15 protein-coding genes and 1 tRNA gene are annotated in these 17521 nt (G+C 73.9%); 7 read left to right on the plus strand and 9 right to left on the minus strand.

The features are described 5' to 3' along the window. Positions 1 to 197 precede the first annotated feature (197 nt). The 5 genes from AC3EVP_RS34080 to AC3EVP_RS34100 all read right to left on the minus strand — a co-directional run bounded on the left by AC3EVP_RS34080 (position 198) and on the right by AC3EVP_RS34100 (position 2594). Positions 198 to 452 (minus strand): helix-turn-helix domain-containing protein, encoded by a 255-nt coding sequence (locus AC3EVP_RS34080; protein WP_435136890.1) that lies wholly within the window; start codon positions 450 to 452, stop codon positions 198 to 200. After that, the gene (locus AC3EVP_RS34085) at positions 449 to 964 is read right to left on the minus strand and encodes a DUF6907 domain-containing protein (RefSeq protein ID WP_435136893.1); all 516 of its coding nucleotides are present in this window, start codon (positions 962 to 964) and stop codon (positions 449 to 451) included. Before AC3EVP_RS34085 ends, AC3EVP_RS34080 begins: the two co-directional genes overlap by 4 nt. After that, entirely contained in the window at positions 961 to 1842 is an 882-nt protein-coding gene (locus AC3EVP_RS34090) for a helix-turn-helix domain-containing protein (RefSeq protein ID WP_435136896.1), read from the minus strand. The genes AC3EVP_RS34085 and AC3EVP_RS34090 overlap by 4 nt, the downstream gene beginning before the upstream one ends. A gap of 92 nt (positions 1843 to 1934) precedes the next feature. Further along, positions 1935 to 2034, minus strand: a tRNA-OTHER gene (locus AC3EVP_RS34095). A gap of 137 nt (positions 2035 to 2171) precedes the next feature. Next, positions 2172 to 2594, minus strand: coding sequence for an ATP-binding protein (locus AC3EVP_RS34100; protein ID WP_435136899.1), 423 nt, complete (start codon positions 2592 to 2594; stop codon positions 2172 to 2174). Positions 2595 to 2786: 192 nt separating this feature from the next. Between AC3EVP_RS34100 and AC3EVP_RS34105 the strand changes: the two genes are divergently transcribed. From AC3EVP_RS34105 to AC3EVP_RS34115, 3 genes are all read left to right on the plus strand, one after another. Beyond that, positions 2787 to 4055 carry a helix-turn-helix transcriptional regulator gene (locus AC3EVP_RS34105; protein WP_435136902.1) on the plus strand — a complete coding sequence of 423 codons (1269 nt, stop codon included), beginning with the start codon at positions 2787 to 2789 and terminating at the stop codon, positions 4053 to 4055. Then, positions 4052 to 4582, plus strand: coding sequence for a GNAT family N-acetyltransferase (locus tag AC3EVP_RS34110; protein ID WP_435136905.1), 531 nt, complete (start codon positions 4052 to 4054; stop codon positions 4580 to 4582). Before AC3EVP_RS34105 ends, AC3EVP_RS34110 begins: the two co-directional genes overlap by 4 nt. Before the next feature lie 430 nt (positions 4583 to 5012). Continuing rightward, positions 5013 to 6491, plus strand: a complete 1479-nt coding sequence (locus AC3EVP_RS34115; RefSeq protein WP_435136908.1) for a PP2C family protein-serine/threonine phosphatase — start codon at positions 5013 to 5015, stop codon at positions 6489 to 6491. 100 nt (positions 6492 to 6591) lie between these two features. On the opposite strand, the gene AC3EVP_RS34120 is transcribed toward AC3EVP_RS34115, so the two are convergent. Then, complete coding sequence (locus tag AC3EVP_RS34120) at positions 6592 to 8133, minus strand: DNA-binding protein NsdB (RefSeq protein ID WP_435136911.1); 1542 nt, start codon at positions 8131 to 8133, stop codon at positions 6592 to 6594. A gap of 228 nt (positions 8134 to 8361) precedes the next feature. Between AC3EVP_RS34120 and AC3EVP_RS34125 the strand changes: the two genes are divergently transcribed. Together AC3EVP_RS34125 and AC3EVP_RS34130 are read left to right on the plus strand one after the other, a co-directional pair. Continuing rightward, positions 8362 to 9441, plus strand: a complete 1080-nt coding sequence (locus AC3EVP_RS34125) for an aminoglycoside phosphotransferase family protein (protein ID WP_335979920.1) — start codon at positions 8362 to 8364, stop codon at positions 9439 to 9441. Positions 9442 to 9761: 320 nt separating this feature from the next. Continuing rightward, positions 9762 to 11768: an N-acetylmuramoyl-L-alanine amidase gene (locus tag AC3EVP_RS34130; RefSeq protein ID WP_435136915.1), complete on the plus strand. Its 2007-nt coding sequence runs from the start codon at positions 9762 to 9764 to the stop codon at positions 11766 to 11768. Positions 11769 to 11887: 119 nt separating this feature from the next. On the opposite strand, the gene AC3EVP_RS34135 is transcribed toward AC3EVP_RS34130, so the two are convergent. The 3 genes from AC3EVP_RS34135 to AC3EVP_RS34145 form a co-directional block, all read right to left on the minus strand. Further along, on the minus strand, positions 11888 to 12388 hold the full coding sequence (locus AC3EVP_RS34135) for a hypothetical protein (RefSeq protein ID WP_335979921.1): 501 nt from the start codon (positions 12386 to 12388) through the stop codon (positions 11888 to 11890). A 43-nt stretch (positions 12389 to 12431) separates the two neighbouring features. Continuing rightward, positions 12432 to 15155 carry an ATP-binding protein gene (locus AC3EVP_RS34140; protein ID WP_435136918.1) on the minus strand — a complete coding sequence of 908 codons (2724 nt, stop codon included), beginning with the start codon at positions 15153 to 15155 and terminating at the stop codon, positions 12432 to 12434. A 346-nt stretch (positions 15156 to 15501) separates the two neighbouring features. Then, positions 15502 to 16122: a CGNR zinc finger domain-containing protein gene (locus AC3EVP_RS34145; RefSeq protein WP_435136921.1), complete on the minus strand. Its 621-nt coding sequence runs from the start codon at positions 16120 to 16122 to the stop codon at positions 15502 to 15504. A gap of 49 nt (positions 16123 to 16171) precedes the next feature. On the opposite strand from AC3EVP_RS34145, the gene AC3EVP_RS34150 reads away from it, so the two are divergent. Beyond that, positions 16172 to 16825: a pyridoxine/pyridoxamine 5'-phosphate oxidase gene (locus AC3EVP_RS34150; RefSeq protein WP_435136924.1), complete on the plus strand. Its 654-nt coding sequence runs from the start codon at positions 16172 to 16174 to the stop codon at positions 16823 to 16825. Further along, on the plus strand, positions 16822 to 17521 hold a 700-nt coding region (locus tag AC3EVP_RS34155), incomplete at its 3' end, for a maleylpyruvate isomerase family mycothiol-dependent enzyme (protein ID WP_435136927.1). The genes AC3EVP_RS34150 and AC3EVP_RS34155, both read left to right, overlap by 4 nt.

Below are 17521 nucleotides of genomic sequence, written 5' to 3' on the forward strand. Positions count from 1 at the left end.
CTCACTGCGGGTGCGCCGTGGCTGGGCGCGCAGTTCCCCGCGCCCCCAGGTGACTGCCCCTTGCGGTGCGCTGCCTCTCTGCGGGCACATCGTGGCTGAGCGCGCAGTTCCCCGCGCCCCTGGGTAGGTGCCCCTTGCGCATCCGGCTTTGGACTGGGCGACCCGTCATATCCGCCGACCGCCGATCAGTAGCGCCGTCACTCCAAGGCGACCACGGGGCAGTTCAGCGCGCGGGCGATCCTGGCCAGGTTGACTGGAGTGGCGTTGCGCCAGCCGGATTCGATCTCGCCCATCAGCTGCTCGGAGATCCCCACTTCTGCGGCCAGCTGCCGCTTGGTCAAACCCGCCCTCTGTCTCGCCCAGCGAACCACCACCGGTTCGTGGTGAAGCTCCTTCGGACGCCACCGACCCCGCCGCACCGTCACGGCACCGGCTGCCGCGTCCCGGCTCACGGGCGTGGTTCCGTCGCGGTGTGGTGGTGCGTCTGCCAGTCCTGGTAGATCGCGGTGAAGGCGGGCCGCACGTGCTGGTCGAGGTAGTCCGTATGGGCCTTCAACCGTGCGATGAGCGCGGCGAGTTCGTCCGGGTCGGCGCAGACCGTCTCCTCGGTGTCGCTGACCTGGACGGTCAGGACGGGGTCTACGGGCCGGTCGGGGGCTTCGCGCTCGGCGCAGGGGTGGCAGGTGATCGCGGCGAAGGGCGTCACATAGTCGTCCTCCTCCGCGCCGTCGCCCGGACCGACCAGCGAGCCCGCGAGGTCATCGAAGTAGTGGAACAACTCGACGTCGATCGCGGCGACAGGAAGACGGTCCGGGTCGATGCCGGACGCGCTCGGGTCCTCGTACGCCCACGGCGGCAAGTACCCGGACACCGTCACACCGTTCGTCGCGGTGAGGCGCCACGTGCGCGGTGTGCCGGTGGTGCGTAACTCCGCGACCGCGGCGGCCTCCTCCTCAGCGCTCACGGCTCCACGTCCTTCGCCGACTCGCCCCCGGTGTGCTCCTCCAGCAGGGCCCGCAGGAACGTCAGGGACTCCGCCGGCGTCAGCGCCGTGTCCCGCAGCATGTCGTACGCCAGCCGCAACGGCTCGACCTCCTCCGGCTCCTCCACGACGTGACCGCCACAACTGCTCCGCGCGTACGCGACCATGCGGCCCTGCGGCAGGAAGACCAACTCCAGCGGACCGAGCAACTGGTGCGGCCCCGCACCGAACGGCACCACGTGCAGCGACACGTGCGGTAACTGGGCCACCTGGACGAGATGTTCCAACTGCTCACTCCACGTGCGCGGGTCGCGTGCCTTCCTGCGCAGCACCGCTTCATCGATGAGCGCCCGGTAGTACAACGGGTCCGGGTCGGCCAACCGCTCCTGCCGCGCCAACCACCCGGCGACCTTCGCGTCCACCTGCTCGACACCGCCCAGGCGCAACAGACGCACCTGCTCCTGCGCATAGGCCCGCGTCTGGAGCAGGTCCGGCACCGCGCTGTTCACGTACTCCTGAATGCCGACCGCCACCGCCTCCAAAGCCGCCAGCCCCACGAACGGCCGTTCCTTCGCCTCCTGCTTCGCCAGGTGCCACAACTTCACCAACAGGTCGCCGGTTCCGTACACCCGGTCCAACGCGGCGGCCGCGTCCGCCGTCCCCAACCGCTGTCCCCGCTCCAACCGGTGCAGATACGACTGCTCGTAAAGGCACAACTCCGCCAGTTGCACCAGCGTCAGCCCCGACTCCTGCCGCCGATAAGCCAATTCACTCGCATACCACTCCCGCGCCGACAACCACTCCCAGTCGGCAGGTTCACGCCTCCCGCTGCTCCCCGTACCGGTGTTGTCCATGGCCATGCGGAAATTCCCTTCGTACGATGCCGTCCGTGATGGTGATGGTGCGGTGCGACCGATCCACGCGGGAAGACCGGCGCGGCGGGCCGCCAAGTCCCCCTTGTCCGGAATCGAACCGGAGTCGTCGGGCGTTTCCGCGCAATGAACGGAGAAGCGCGGAACAGCCCGGGCTCTTCCTGACTGAGCTACAAGGGGATTCACAAGGGAAGAGCTATGGCGGGGCGGATCGCCCGCGATGGCGAGCCCGATCTCGACCCCGCGCAGCAACGCCAGACCGACCAGTACCAATATCCCGACCCAGCCAACCAACAAGATGGGCCCCCACCGGCGAGTCATCTGGCGGCCTCGCAGACGAGTTCTCCCCATACCGTCTTGCCGAAGGCCAGACGGTCAGCTCCCCAGCGCTCGGTCAGGTTGAGCACCAGGGCGAGGCCACGTCCACGCTCATCATCGGCGCGGGGGTCCCGGGGCTGGGGCAGGGTGCGCGACCGATCAACCACGTCAATGCGCACGGCGTCGCGCGCGGGGCGGGTGACCGTGACCCGAATCAAGCGCGAGGTGGTGTGCTGACTGGCGTTGGCGACCAGCTCTGTGACGACAAGGGCGCCGTCGTCCGCAAGGACGGCCATCCCCCAGGCGCACACGGCGGCCCGGACCAGCCGACGGGCGGCTTCCGCGCTCTCGGCGGTACAGGGAAGCGTCTCGGAGTACCCGGGGTTTCCTCGGGGGCGTGCAATGGTGTGCACGGTCATCATGTGGCCTCGGTCAGCGTGGATTCGCGGGTCTCGCCCGCCTCGTCCGCCACCGTCACGCCGGTGGCTGTCAAACAGTGAACGCCGCCGACCTGAAGTGTGGGAGGAAATTCTGACCCCCTGTGGCGTGCGGAGGGCCCGGAAAATCCGGTCGTTCCCTTCTGCCCAGTCGCACCGGGTGTCTACGCTGAGTCCGTGGACGACAACCAGAATCTCGCCCAGGCGATGAGCGAAGGGGGCCTGACACAGGCCGAGCTGGCCGAGGCGGTCAACGGCCACTTACGGGGGGCGGGACATGACGGGACCGTGAGCGATCGGACAGTCCGGAACTGGCTGACCGGAAAAACACGGTGGCCCCACCTTCGACAACGCCAGGCACTGGAGGCAGTATTCGGTTGTACCGTCGAAGAGTTGGGTTTCATTCGACCGGCGGGACGTACCACCCCCACCACCAAACCGGAGCAGCCCGTGTTGCGTCGCACCTTCTTCTCCGCCGCCACCGGTACCGCCGCCGCAGCGATCTCCCCCTTCGTCGGAGCCCGCCCCCAAGTGGGCACCTCCGATGTCATCCGGTTACGCAACAGACTGGACGCCCTGACGGCTCTCGACGACTCCCGAGGCGGTCATGAGAGCCTGGAGCAGGCTGCGCTTGCCGGGGCGGCCGAAGCACTGGAGTTGCAGCAGCGCGCGGCCTCCCAACGCGTCCGGCAGAGGTTGTACGGCGTGGCCGCAGAGTACACAGCCGCCGCCGCATGGTCGGCCGTTGACGCCCGCCAGGGTGAGCGTGCCCAAAACCACCTCAACCGGGCGCTGCACCTCGCCGGTCTGGGCGGGGCCGCCGAAGCCGAACTACAGGTGTGGAACTTGCACGCGATGCTGGCCCGCCAGGGACAGCACTTCACCGAAGCCGTGCACGCCGCCCAGGCGGCGCAGGCGACCCGTGCCGCGCGCCGGGACCCGTTATTCGCCTCCCTCGCGCACGCTCGTACCTCCCTCGGCCACGCGCAGACGGAAGACCGGCAAGCCGCCCTGCGCTCCCTCGGGTATGCGGAAGAAGCCTTGGCGAAGGCGTCCACGGACAACCCCAGGCCGTCGTGGGTGGCGTTCTACGGGTTCTCGGAGCTGCTGGCCATCACCGCGTACGTCCGCAATGACATCGGGGACGCACCGGGCGCTGAGGCGGCCTCACATCGGGCTCTGGCCGCCATCCCGCAGCAGTTCCGCCGGAACCGCGCTCTGGCCACGCTCCAGCTCGCCACTGCACAGCTCCGCCAACGCGACGTGGACCAGGCATGTGCCACGGCAGACCAGGTGTTCGCCCTCATGGCCGGTGACCCCCTACCGGGCCGGATGCGGTCCTACCTCGGAGACTTTCACCGCGACCTGATCACCCTGGCGCCGGACTTCGCGACTGCGCGAGAGTGGGAAGACCGTTACCGATCTGAATGGAGCCGGGCCCGATGACCACCCCCGACGTGGAGCTGCGCTACTACGGCCACGATGACCTGCCGGCGATCCGGCAGACGTTGATAGACGTACAGCGGGACGTGTACGCCGACGTGATCGAGGACGACGAGTTCCATCAGAAGTTCCCCTGGTTCGTGGACCACTGGGGCAAGAACCCCGGCTTTTCCTGCGTGATCGCCTACGACGGCGAAGAGCCGGCGGGCTTCGCCTACGGCGCTCCGGGCACGGAGGGACGCGAGTGGTGGCGGGAGCGCCTGGACCCGGCGCCGGAGAAGTCTCGCACCTTCCACTTCTCCGAGCTTCAAGTCCGCCCACGATGGCGGGGCAAGGGTGTTTCCGAGCGGCTGCACCGGGCCCTGATGCGCGCCCAGGACGAAGACCTGGCGGTGCTGCTGGTGGACGTGACACACCCGAAGGTCCAAGCCCTGTACGAGTCGTGGGGCTATCGGAAGGTCGGGGAGGACCAGCCGTTCCCGGACTCCCCGGTGTACGCCGTAATGGTCACGGAGCTACCGCTCACTTAAGGTCCGCTGAAGCACCATCCGTCCTTGCTCGGCCAGAACGGGGTTGAGTCGGCGAGGGGCCGGGGCCGCCCTCACTCTGAGGGTACGGGCCACGCCGGGCCGTCGAAGGCGTACCCCCAGCCGGACCCTCGACTGGTAGAGCGGTGTGTATAAGAGGGGCACCTCGCCCAGTTCCGCGCGCCGGCGGGTGAGGGGCCCTGGCGGGGCGTTGTCCGGGTGCGGGGGCGTTGTGGTTGGGGGGTTGGCGGCGCTGTTGGGGCGGGTGGGATTGGTGGGCGGGGGGCATATGTCAGGAGCACCACCGGATCGGGTATCGCCGAAACCCTTACGAGCCATCGCTCGCTGTGCAACAGTCGTAACTGGTCCATCTGTCCCGCCGTCCGCCACGGCCGTCACCGCGGCTGCCCGCAGACATCCCTCGGAGTGCGTCATGCCGTCCCCCGCGCACGCGGATTCCCCCACAGCACAGCCACCAGGCCCCGGGGCCGTGGATGCACTGATCAGCCAGGCGCGCCAGTTGCGCAGCCGGGTGGACGCGGTGCTCGGCGAGAGCGTGTCGGACGCCGAGGACCCGCGGCTGCGCTGGCAGCGGGCGCTGTGCGACCTGGCGGTGCACCAGCTCGACGATCTGGGCACGCATCTTGGGCAGTTGCGCGAGGGGTTCGCCCTCGACACGCCGGTCGCGGCGCTGCCGCACGGGTCGGCGGGGGCGCGGGAGGCGGACCGGCGGTTCGCCGGGGCCGAGCTGCCCGACGCGGCCGCGGTCGGCGCGCTCGGCCGGGCCGGGAGCGCCGAGTGGGACCTGCTCACCGACGGGGCGCAGTGGTCCGACGAGCTGTACCGCATTTTCGGCCGCTCCCCGCAGGACGGCCCGCTGACCCTGGACGAGCTGCCGTCGTGGCTGTTCTCCGAGGACCAGCAGCTGCTCACCGAGATGGTGACGGGCTGCCTGGTCGACGGGCGGCCGATCGACGGCGAGTTCCGGATCGTGCGCGCCGACGGCACGGTGCGCACCGTGCACATGGTCGGGGAGCCGGTCTTCGACGCCGACGGCGGCACCATCTCGATGTGGGCCGTGATCCGCGACGTCAGCGACCTGCGGCGCAGCCAGCGCGTGCTGCGGGAGACCCGTGACTCCCTGGAGCGGCACCGGCAGATCGCCCAGACCGAGCGCCGGCTCGCGGTGGAGCTCCAGGAGGCCGTCCTCCCGCCGTGGCGCGGCGGCCTGCGCTTCCCGCAGGAGGGCGGCGCCACCGCGATGGACCTGGCCGCGCGCTACCTCGCGGCGTCGACCAGCGGTCTGATCGGCGGCGACTGGTACGACGCGATGCAACTGCCCGACGGCTCCTCGCTGCTGACGGTCGGCGACCTCACCGGGCACGGTGTGGCAGCCACGTCGGGCATGGCGATGCTGCTCGGCGCGCTGCGCGGGATGGCCGTCGCCGGGCTGGCGCCCGGCGCGCTGATGTCCTCGCTCAACGACCTGTTGGACACCGCCGCCCAACCGGCCCTGGGCAGCGCCCTGTGCTGCCGGTACGAACCGGCCGAGCGGGTCCTGCACTGGGCGCAGGCCGGGCACCCCGCCCCGCTGCTGTTCCGCAACGGGACGGGGCGCGTGCTCGACGCACCGGAGGGCATGCTGCTCGGCGCCTCCTCGGGCGCCCGGTACGCCCAGGCGAGCGAGCAGTTGTTCCCCGGCGACATACTGCTGCTCTACACCGACGGCCTGGTGCCGCAGCGTGCGCCGCACCACCCGACCAGCGGCGGCAGCGCCGAACGCCTGCTCGCCATCGCGCCGTTGCTCAACGGTGCCCGCTCCGCGCAGGACTGCCTGCGCATGGTGGCGGAGGAGTTCGACCTCCCCGACCGGCCGGACGACGCCTGCGTGCTGATCGCCCGGATCGCCTGACGGATCGCCTGACGGGTCGCCTGACGGGTCGCCTGCCCCGGCAGCAGCATGGCCCGAGCACTCCGGTCCGCGCGCGGCCCGGTGTGACGTGTCGGCGTCGTCACACCGAACGGGTGCGCGCTGAACGGGACTTCGGCACCGCGATGTCCTGCGGCGCGGTGGTCGCCGGGGCGCTCTTCACCTCCCCCTTGGCCGGCTTCTGCTTGGGCAGCACCGCCTCGATCTCCCGGCGCAGCTCCTGGATGTCCGCCAGGGCGGCGTACCGGTCGGTGAGTTTGTGCATCTGGCGCAGCCGGTCCCAGGTGCGGTGCGAGGAGGTCTGCCCGATGGTCGTCAGCGCCTTGCGGGCGTGGCTGTCGGCCTGTTCGGGGTCGTCGGCGATGAAGCAGGCGGAGGCGAGCGAGAGGTGGTCGAAGATCACCGACCGCTCGTGGCCGCCGCCGCGCAGTTCCAGCGCCCGTCTGGCGTGTGCCTGGGCGTGGACGGCGGCCGACGGGTCGTGCTCGGCCAGCGTGCGGTAGGCGAGCGCCTGCATGCCGTGCAGGTCGGCCTCGTCGAAGTTCTGCATCCAGCTGGGCGTCGGCAGGTCGCCGTGGTCGGCGGCGAACAGCTCCTCGGCCTCGCCGAGGGTCCGGCGCATCTCCTGGTCGCGCCCCATGGCCGCCTGCGCCCACGCCTCGATGGTGCGCAGCATCGACTGCGTACGGGGCAGGGCCTGCTCGCCGGAGCCGGACGCGGCCAGCCGCATCAGGTCGAGCGCGTCGGCCGGGCGGTCCAGGTGCACCATCTGGCGGGCCGCCCTGGACAGCGCCTCGCCGGCCCGCGGCCGGTCGCCGCCCTCGCGCGCGGCGTGCGCGGCGATCACGAAGTACTTCTGGGCGGTGGGCTCCAGGCCGACGTCGTGGGACATCCAGCCGGCGAGCACCGCGAGGTTGGCGGCCACGCCCCACAACCGGCGTTGCAGGTGCGCGGGGTGGCGGTAGGAGAGCATCCCGCCGACCTCGTTGAGCTGGCCGACGACCGCCTTGCGCTGGAGGCCGCCGCCGCGGGAGGCGTCCCACGCGCGGAACACCTCCACCGAGTGCTCCAGCGACTCGATCTCCTGGGCGCCGACCGGGACCGCCTCGTAGAGGTCCTGGGCGGCCGGATCGGCGCTGAGCGGGTCGTCGAGGACGGGTGCGTCGGCCGCGAGGGCCGGGTCGGTGTGCAGCCAGTCGTACATGGCCGCGCTGAGTACGGTACCTGCGGTGAGCGCTGCGCTTGCGCCCACCAGTCCGCGTCGGTTGAGCATGAGGTCCATTCCCGTGAATTCGGTGAGGACCGCGGCGGTTCGCTCCGGCGGCCACGGCAGGCCGTCCCCGGTTTTCTTCTTCCCCCCCTGCCGGCGCCGGTCGAACCCGAGGTCCTCGATGGTCACGACACGACCGAGGCGCTCGGTGAACAGGGCGGCCAGCACCCGCGGCACGGGTTCGCGCGGCGACTCGCCGGTTTCGATCCAGCGGCGCACCCGCGAGGTGTCGGTCGCCAGCTGCGGATGGCCCATGGCCGCCGCATGCCGGTTGACCAGCCGTGCGAGTTCGCCCTTGGACCATCCGGTGAGACCGAACAGGTCCGCGAGTCGAGTGTTGGCTTCGCTGCCCACGTCAAGCCCCCAGGTTCCTCGGCACCTTGACACTAATCCCGGTGACAAAGGCCCCGCGACTATTCGCCAGGGTTCGCCACGGTCCGCCAGATGGTCTGCCACCCGCGCCAGGGTGTCAGGTAGGAACGCGCCACCCCGCCCCGGTTCCGCATTCCCCAGGGTGCGGTACCGGGGCGGGGGCGGCGCCCCTGGCAACTCGTTGGCACACGAAGGGATCTGCTTCCACTCATGTATTCGGCATCGTCCTCCGTGTCCGCCCCGCCCCGGCCCGCGTACCCCTCGGTCGGCGAGCCGGTGCTGCGCCCGCGTCCGGCCGCCCTGCGGCGGACCGTGGCCGGCGGGCCCCGTCCGATCGGCGGGAGAATCGACTTGACCGGCCCTCAGGGGGCGCAGCTGCGGACCGCGGTGGCCGCGGTGCAGCGGATCTGTCCCGAGTTCGCGCCCGTGCAGCTGCTGCGGCGCGGCGGGCGTACCGCGCTGCTGATCGGCACCTCCGGCCGGGCGCCGGCCGTCGCCAAGTGCCTGCTGGACCACTCACCGGCCTGGGCGGAACGTTTCCGCCACGAGATAGCGGCCTACCGCACGTTCGTCCGGCAGCGCCCGCCGGTGCGGGTGCCGCGGCTGATCGCCGCCGATCCGGACAGCTGCGTCCTGGTGATCGAGCGGGTGCCCGGGCGGGTGGTCGCGCCGCAGCGCCACCCGGTGCAGACCCCGGCCCGCACGGATGTGCGCGCGGCGCTGACGGCGTACGCGCGGATCAACGCCTGGCGGCCGGCCCCGGGGTCGTTCGACGCGCCGATCGACTACGCGGCGCGGATCGGGCGCTATCACGAACTGGGCCTGCTCACCGACCGGGACCTGGGCGACCTGCAGAAGCTGATGCGCGGACTGGCGCACACGCAGGGCCAGTTCTGCCACGGCGACGCCCTGCTGTCGAACGTGCTGCTGTCGCCGGCCGGCCCGGCGCTGGTCGACTGGGAGCACGCGGGCTGGTATCTGCCCGGGTACGACCTGGCGGTGCTGTGGTCGGTGCTCGGGGACGACCCGGCGGCGCGCCGGCAGATCAGCCAGCAGGCGCAGGCGCAGGGCGCGGAGGCCCGGGACGGCTTCCTGGTGAACCTGATGCTGGTACTGACCCGGGAGATCCGGACTTACGAGACGGCCGTGCAGCGGACGATGCGGGCGACCGGTCCGGCCGCGCCGGGTGCCGCCGAGGCGGGCGAGGAGCAGCGGCTGCTGCTGCGCCGGCTGCACGACGACTGCGGGATGGCGCGGGGCGCGGTGCGGGCGGCGGTCGGCACGCAGTGAGCGGTCGGAGCGCCGTGGCCCCGCGCCGGCCGGCGGGACGCTCCTCGTCGCCGCCCCTCCCCGGCTGCCTCGCCCCCGCCGCGCAGTGGGTGCCCGCGCATTGTCGACAGGGCGGGGAAACGTGGCAGGCGGAGGCGGGGCGGGGGCAGAGGTGTAGGCCAGTGGCGCGGGGCAGGTCGGTGGGGGCGCGGGCCGGAAAGGCGGTCAAGGCGGGGAGCGGGGCGGCGGGACGCGCCGTATACGGGTGGTTGACGGAGCGTCGGAGCGGCCGGTAGCTGTGGGGAAGCTGTGATCCGCCACCCCGCTTCGAGGAGGCCGTCGTGCCGCGTTCCGCTCCCCCGCCCCCACCCGTCTCCGGAAGACCCCCGGCACCTGCGCGCCGGGCCCGCGCCGCGGTGGCGGTCGCCGCGGCGGCGGCCCTGCTGCCGCTGTTCGGCACGGGCACCGCGGCGCACGCCGACGCCTCGGGCGCGCTCCAGCGGGCGTTCGCCGACGCCGCCGGGAAGTACGGCGTGCCGCGCAGCGTGCTGCTGGGCGTGTCGTACATGGAGTCGCGGTGGGACGGCCACCAGGGCATGCCGAGCGTCACCGGCGGCTACGGGCCGATGCACCTGACCGACGCGCGGACCGCGCTCACCGACCATCCGGTGCGGCAGACCGGCGACGGGGGCGACGACGGCCGCGGGGACACCTCGCGCCCGCTGATCACCCGTGCGCAGGCGGCGGCGCCGGCCACGGCGTCCTTCCCGGCGAACCTGACCACGGTGGACCGCGCGGCGGCGCTGACCGGTCTTGCGGCGGCCGACCTGCGCGAGCGGCCGGCGGCCAACGTGGCGGGCGGCGCGGCCCTGCTGGCCGCGGAGCAGCGCCGGCTCGGCGAGCCGCTGAGCGCCGACCCGGCCGACTGGTACGCGGCCGTCGCGCGCTACTCCGGCGCGGATGACCGGGGCACCGCGGACTCCTTCGCCGACGACGTGTTCGACGTGATCCGGCAGGGCCAGGCGCGTACCACCGACAGCGGCCAGCGGGTGGTGCTCGCCGCGCGGCCGGGCCTGGCACCGGCGGCCGGTCAGGCGGCTAGGGTCGGGCTTCGCGCGGACGACACCGGGCCTGCCGAGTGCCCGCCGGGCCTGGGCTGCGAGTGGGTGCCGGCGCCCTACCAGGAGACCGGCGGCGGGGACTACGGCAACCACGACCTCGCCGACCGGCCGCAGGACATCAAGATCGACACGATCGTCATCCACGACACCGAGGGTTCGTGGGACACCTCGCTGAAGCTGGTGCAGGACCCGACGTACCTGGCCTGGCACTACACGGTCCGCTCCTCCGACGGGCACGTGGCGCAGCACGTGCCGGTCAAGGACGTCGGCTGGCACGCGGGCAACTGGTACACCAACGCGAAGTCGATCGGCATGGAGCACGAGGGGTTCCTCACCGACCCGGACGCCTGGTACACGGAGGCGATGTACCGCTCCTCGGCGCGGCTGGTGCGCTACCTGGCGCAGAAGTACGACGTGCCGCTGAACCGGCAGCACATCCTCGGCCACGACAACGTGCCGGGCCCGACGGGCGCCTACGTGCCGGGCATGCACACCGACCCGGGACCGTACTGGGACTGGGGCCACTACATGGCGCTGCTCGGCGCGCCGGTGGTGCCGACGGCGGGCCCGCGGGGCGGTGAGGTGACGATCGACCCTGACTACGCGGCGAACCAGCCGGCCTACACCGGCTGCGCCACGGCGGGCGCGGCGTGCCCGGCGCACGGCTCCGAGGCGGTGCGGCTGTACACCGCGCCGAGCCAGGACGCCCCGCTGGTGCAGGACGTCGCGCTGCACGGCGCGGGCGGCGCGGGCGGCGCGAGCACCACGGACGTCAACGACGTGGGCGCCCGGGCCTCCACCGGCCAGCAGTACGCGGTCGCCGGCCGCCAGGGCGACTGGACGGCGATCTGGTACCTCGGGCAGAAGGCGTGGTTCCGCAACCCGCCGTCGGCGCCGACGGCGGTGGACGCCACGGGCCTGGTCGTCACCCCGAAGAAGGGCCTGGCGAGCGTCCCGGTCTACGGCCGCGCCTACCCGGAGGCGAGCGCCTATCCGGCGGGGGTGCCGGTGCAGGCGCTGACCCCGATGCCGTACACGATCCCGGCCGGCCAGCGGTACGTGGTCGGGGGCCGGGTGCACGGCGAGTACGACTACTCGGTCACCTTCGACACCGCGAGCCACCAGGTGGTGCGGGGCACGAACGTGTACTACGAGATCCAGCTCGGGCACCGGGTGGAGTACGTCCTCGCCTCGGACGTGACGCTGCTGCCGTCCGCGCTGTCGTAGCCGCGCGGCTTCACCGGGCGGCGGGCCTGTTCGGTGACCGGCACGCGTAAGGGGCGCCATCCCGGGATGGCGCCCCTTACGCAGCGCCCTTGCCCGGAGCGCCTGCCCCGTTCGACGGCTCAGCCGGCCTGGAACATCTCCGCCGGCAGCGGCTTGAGCAGCTGGTACAGGTCCTCGGTGATCGGCCGGTCCCAGGTGGCGATGGTGACCTGGACGCCGTCGCTGCGGTCGAACTGCACGCAGGCCACCCGGGATTCGGAGATCTTGATCCGGCGCACGATGAGCGGCCCGTCGGCGAGCATCACCGGGGTGCCCTCGATGTCGACGACCTCGGCCGGTTCGTCGTTGCCGAGCGCGGCCAGCAGCTGCGCCACCTCGAAGGGCACCTGGCCCTCCTCCAGCTCGCGGGCCGGCGAGCCCTCGGGGAGGTTCCCGATCAGCATCGAGGGGCCGCGGCCGCCGAACAGGTCGTACCGCAGGTAGATGCCCTGGCAGCTGCCGTCGGCGCCGGGCAGCAGGCCCGCGCCCAGGTCGCCGGGCCAGTCCCCCGGGTCCATCGCGAGGACATCGAAGTCCGGCCCGGTGGGCGTGGCTGCGCTACGGCGGCGGAGGAAGGACATGCTGCCATCGTACGTGGTGGCGGGGTCTTGACGGGAGCCCGTTTCAGGTCTCCCGCGGTGCCGCGAACGGCGCGGCCTGCGGTCCCGCCTCGGACGGGCGGCGCGGCGCGGGCACCCGGGCGAGTTCGGTCCTGGCGGTACCGGCCAGGCCGTCGGCGCCGCAGCGCACCGCGCCGTCCAGACCGCGCCGCAGGGCCTGCGCGGCGCCGCCCCGGCCGGCCGCGCGCAGCGCGGTTCCCTGGGCGACCAGCGCCGCCGCCAGCTCGTGGGCGGCCGGCGACGCCTCCAGGTGGGCGACGGCCTCGGCGAGCAGGTCCAGGCCGCGCGGGCCGCCGATCACCTCGGCGGCCACCCGCAGCGCGCTCCCGATCGCCGACGGCGCGCCGAACTGCCGGGCTCTGGCGACCGCGTCGAGCGCGGTGCGCGCCGCCTGCCCGGGGTCGTCCGGCGCCTGCGCGAGGGCGAGGTGCAGCTGCCAGGGGCACCAGCCGGGGTTGCGCATGCCGCGCGCGTCGAGCCGCCGCCCGACGGCGGCCAGTTCCGCGGCGGCCTCCTCGCGGCGGCCCAGGGCGAGCAGGATCTCGCCGTGCACGGCCTGGGCGTCGGGGAAGGTCACGGCGGCCGGGAAGGGCGCGGCGAAGGCGTAGCCGGCGGCGAGTTCGGCCGCCTCGGCGGCGCGGCCGCGGGCGACGAGCACCCCGGCGAGCACCGCGACGGCGTACCACTGCACGGGGGTGCCGCGGCCGACCCGCTCGGCCAGCCGCAGCCCGTCGCGGGCCAGTTCCTCGGCCTCGGCGAGCCGTCCGCAGCGGTGGCGGACGTAGCCGAGCAGGACGTACCCGAAGGACAGGTGCGCGCCGCGCCAGCCGTGGCGTTCGAAGTCGGCGATGCCCTCGGCGAACAGCTCCTCGGCGCGCTCGGGCCGGTCGGCGTAGGCGTAGGTCATCGCCACGAGCACCGGCACCTCGAAGCCGCGGCCCTCCTCGACCCAGGGCAGGCCGCCGTGCAGCGCCCGGGCGGCGTGGCGCAGGACGGTGCCGGTGGGCTCGCCGCGCAAGGTGGCGTCCCAGGCGCGCAGGCCGATGATGTACCGCTCGGTGAGGTCGCGGCCGGTGAGGCGGTCGGCGAGGCGGGCCAGCCGGCGGGAGCGGCCGGGCGAGTCGGGCTCGTCGGCGCGGAAGGCGTCCCACATGAACTGCTCGGCCTGCATCCGCAGCCGGGTGCGCGGCGCGGTGGCGGTGCGGGCGGCGGCGGCCACCACCTCGGCGGCCTCGCTGATCAGGTCGGAGTGGGCGAGGGACTGGGAGAGCAGGAAGATGATGCCGTCGCGCAGTTCGGGGTCGTCGATCGGCTCTTCCAGGGCGGCCCGCAGGTGGTTGGCGGTGGTCGCCGGTTCCAGCAGCTGGGTGGCGCAGCCGAGTTCGTAGCGCACGGCGGCGCGCTCGCCGGGCGGCGGGGGTTCGCGCAGCGCCCTGGCCAGGCAGTCGCGGGCCGCCTCGGGGGCGCCGGCCCGCAGGATCTCCCGGGCGGCGGCGCGTAGCTGGTGCACCACCCACGGGTCCTCCTCCGGGTGGGTCTCCAGCAGGTGCCGGGCGGCGGCGGTGGGGCCGAGCCCCGCGTCGAGCACCGCGAAGGCGGCCTTGCCGTGCAGGGCGACGCGGATCGCGCCGGGTATCGCGCGGTAGACGGCGGTGGCGATCAGCGGGTGGACGAACTCCAGGGTGCGGCCGCCGGTCAGGACGCGGGCGGCGCGCAGCCGGTCCGCGCAGTCGGCCGCCTCCTGGCCGCCCAGGCCCGCCACGGTGGCGGCCAGCGCGGGCTGGATCTCGGTGCCGAGCACGGCGGCGGCCCAGGCCAGCCGGACCGTCGAGGGGCCCAGGCGCTCCAGCCGGGCGACGAGCCCGCTGCCCTTGGCGGCGGCCGCCAGGTCCCGCAGCAGGTGCACGCTGCCGCCGTCGGGCGGCAGCCCGCGGTCGCGGACCTTGACGGCCAACTCGACCGCCTCGAAGGGGTTTCCGGCGGTGACCGCCCAGCACTCCCGGCAGAACTCCTCGTCGGCGTGCGCGCCGACCCGGTCGCGTACCAGCCGGCCGATGGCGTCCGCGGTCAGCGGCTCCAGGCCGAGCGGGCGGTGGCCCGCGCGGCCGGGCAGGCCGCGGAACGCCTCGGCGGACGGCGGCAGTTCGTCCGGGCGGTAGGCGACCACGACGAGCAGCGCGAGGTCGTCGGTGCGGGGCGCGAAGGCGGCCAGCCAGTTCAGCGACTGCGGGTCGGCCCAGTGCGCGTCGTCGAGGACCAGCACCACCGGGGCGTGCTGGACCGCGACATGGGTCAGCACCCAGTCCAGGCCGTCGCGCAGGCCCTGCGGGTCGGGGGCGGCGCCCTGGCCGGCGGCCTGCGCGGTGCACAGGCCGAGCGCCGGGCCCACGATGCCGTACCAACTGCCCAGCGCCGCCCGGACGTCGGCCTCGGTGGCGCCGGCCAGCGGCGGTTGCAGGAGTTGCCGGGCGACGTGGAAGGCGACCTGCTGCTCCTGGTCGCCGCCGCGGGCGGACAGCACGGTGCAGCCGCGGTCCGCGGCCCGGGAGCGCACTTCGGCGAGCAGGGTCGTCTTGCCGAGGCCGGCCGGGGCGGCGAACGCCAGCAGGCCGCCTCGCCGCCGGCCGGGCGCCGGGTCGCAGAGCGCGGCCAACCCCGCCTCGACGGCGGACAGTTCGGCGTCGCGCTCGAACAGCGTGCGGGCGCCGCCGACTGTCCGTCCCACCATGGTCTCTCCCCTGGCCGACCGGCGGGGCGCGCGCCCGGCGCACTCAGTCCGGTGGGTTCACAGCGTACGCCGTCGGATGCGTGGGGTAAGGGGGTACGACGGTGCCGGTACGCCACTGGCAGGAGGCGTACCGGCGAGGTGGAGCACAGCGGTTCCCGGGGAGGCGGTGCCTCCCCGGTCGGCCCGCCGCGACCCTCCCACGGGGGCCGGGCCCGCCACCACCGCGGCCGGGCCCCACTCCCCGCCAAAGCTCCTGTGCGCCCCGCACGCGCCCCCGTTACCCGCCGTAACGAAGGCGCGCCCGCGTGCCGCCGGGGCGGCCTGCCGCTGCTCCGCGCGGGGGAGGTCAACCGGGGCTGTCGGTGGGCTGGTCGCGGTGGCGGGCGTGGTGGCGGGCGACGCGGGCGCGGTTGCCGCAGGAGGGCTTGCACCACTCCTGGCGGGCGTGCGCCTGGACGAAGTAGCGCACGCAGCGGGGGGCGGGGCAGGCGCGCAGCCGGGTGCGGTCGGGGCTGGTGAGGAAGGCCATGCCGGCCCGGGCCAGGGCGGCGGCGAGCAGGTCGGCGCGGGTGTGGTCGCGGGCCACGCGGTAGCCGCCCAGCGGTGCGCCGCCGGCCGGCCACAGCAGGCGGTGGGTGACCGGCACCCGGGCGGCGGCCGTGTTGAGCCCGTCCAGGGCCGTGCCGGCGTCGGGCAGCCGCCCGGCGTCGGCCTTGCTGGGCGCCCCGGGCAGCACCGCCCGGGCGAACAGGGCGCGCAGGGCGGTGCGTACCGCGACGGCGGCGGCGAGCATCGCCGGGTCGGCCGCGGCGCCGCCGTCCGCGAAGCCGTACTCCGCCAGGGCGCCCGTGTGCTGCCGCAGCCAGGCGGTCAGGCCGTCGGGGTCGGCGAGGTCGTCCGCGACGCCGCCGTGCCCGTCGTGGCGGACGGTGACCGCGAGGGCGAGGGCAAGATGATCAACCGGCATGGGCTAATGGTATCGTCGCCACACACCATTAAACGCAGAGGGGGTATTCGTGTCCGACCTGCGCGAGGTACTGCGCGAGATCGAGGTGTTCGAGGGGGAGCTGCCGGACTTCGACGTCTCGGAACTGCCCGCGGACCCGCACGAGTTGTTCGTCGAGTGGCTGCTGACCGCCATCCGGTCCGGCGTGCGCGAACCGCACGCGGTGACCGTGTCCACCACCGGCCTGGACGGCCACCCGTCCGCCCGCGTGCTGATCTGCAAGGACGTCACCGCCGACGGCTGGCAGTTCGCCGCCGACGCGGGCAGCCGCAAGGGCCGGGAGCTCGCGAGCCACCCGGCCGCGGCGCTCACCTTCTACTGGTCGCCACTCGCCCGCCAGGTGCGGGTACGCGGCACGGTGCGCCCCGGCGGCCCCGAGGAGTCCGCCGCCGACTTCCTCGCCCGCTCCCCCGGCGCGCGCGCCGAGGCGCTGCTCGGCCGGCAGAGCACCCCGCTGAGCGACCTCGCGCTCCGCGACGCCGAGGTGCGCGCCGCCGCCGAACGCCTCGCCGCCGAACCGAGGGCGGTCGCACCCGGCTGGACGCTGTACACCCTGCGCGCCGAGCAGGTCGAGTTCTGGCAGGGCGACAAGCAGCGGCGGCACACCCGCGTCGACTACCGCCGTACGGACGCCGGTTGGGAGCGTGGACTGCTGTGGCCGTGACCGGGATCTCGCCCGCCGAACTGCCCACCGCACTCCCCACGGCACTCGCCGCGGGGCAGTCGCGGCTGCGCGCCCTGCTGCCGGGTCTGACCGACGGGATACTGCGCGGGCCCACCCCGCTGCCCGGCTGGACCCGCGGCCATGTGCTCACCCACCTCGAAGGGGTCGGCCTCGCCCTGGCCCGGCAGGCCCGCTACGCCCTGCGCGGCAAGCTCATCGAGGTCTACGACGGGGGCCGCGCCGCGCGGGACGCCGCCATCGAGGCCGGGCACCGGCGCCCGGTGCAGCAGCTCGCGCCCGCGCTGGCGGACGCGCTGGACGAGGTGGAGGCGTCCTGGTCCGCGGTCGGGCCGGACGACTGGGACCGGCCGGTGCGCTACCGCGACGGCACCCTGCGGGACGCCGGGCTCGCCTGGTGGCGGGAGTTGGAGATCCACACCGCCGACGCCGACCTCGGCTACGGCACCCACGAGTGGCCGGCGCCCCTGTGCGTCCACCTGATCGGCTTCCTCGCGTCACGCGTCCCGGCCGGCTACGAAGTGACGTTCACCGCCACCGACGCGGAGTTCACCCGGACGTACGGCTCCGGGACACCGCTGCCCGTCGCGGGCCGCCTGACCGACCTCGCGGCCTGGCTCGCCGGCCGCCATCCGGACCTCCCGCTGACCGCACCGGAGTTGCCGCGTCTGGGCACCT

This window comes from Actinacidiphila sp. bgisy144 (assembly GCF_057708105.1).

Coding starts and splice junctions, on each gene's coding strand:
- AC3EVP_RS34090 (WP_435136896.1), bottom strand. CDS start 1,842: ATGGCCATGGACAACACCGGTACGGGGAGCAGCGGGAGGCGTGAACCT.
- AC3EVP_RS34100 (WP_435136899.1), bottom strand. CDS start 2,594: ATGATGACCGTGCACACCATTGCACGCCCCCGAGGAAACCCCGGGTAC.
- AC3EVP_RS34110 (WP_435136905.1), top strand. CDS start 4,052: ATGACCACCCCCGACGTGGAGCTGCGCTACTACGGCCACGATGACCTG.
- AC3EVP_RS34115 (WP_435136908.1), top strand. CDS start 5,013: ATGCCGTCCCCCGCGCACGCGGATTCCCCCACAGCACAGCCACCAGGC.
- AC3EVP_RS34125 (WP_335979920.1), top strand. CDS start 8,362: ATGTATTCGGCATCGTCCTCCGTGTCCGCCCCGCCCCGGCCCGCGTAC.
- AC3EVP_RS34135 (WP_335979921.1), bottom strand. CDS start 12,388: ATGTCCTTCCTCCGCCGCCGTAGCGCAGCCACGCCCACCGGGCCGGAC.
- AC3EVP_RS34140 (WP_435136918.1), bottom strand. CDS start 15,155: ATGGTGGGACGGACAGTCGGCGGCGCCCGCACGCTGTTCGAGCGCGAC.
- AC3EVP_RS34145 (WP_435136921.1), bottom strand. CDS start 16,122: ATGCCGGTTGATCATCTTGCCCTCGCCCTCGCGGTCACCGTCCGCCAC.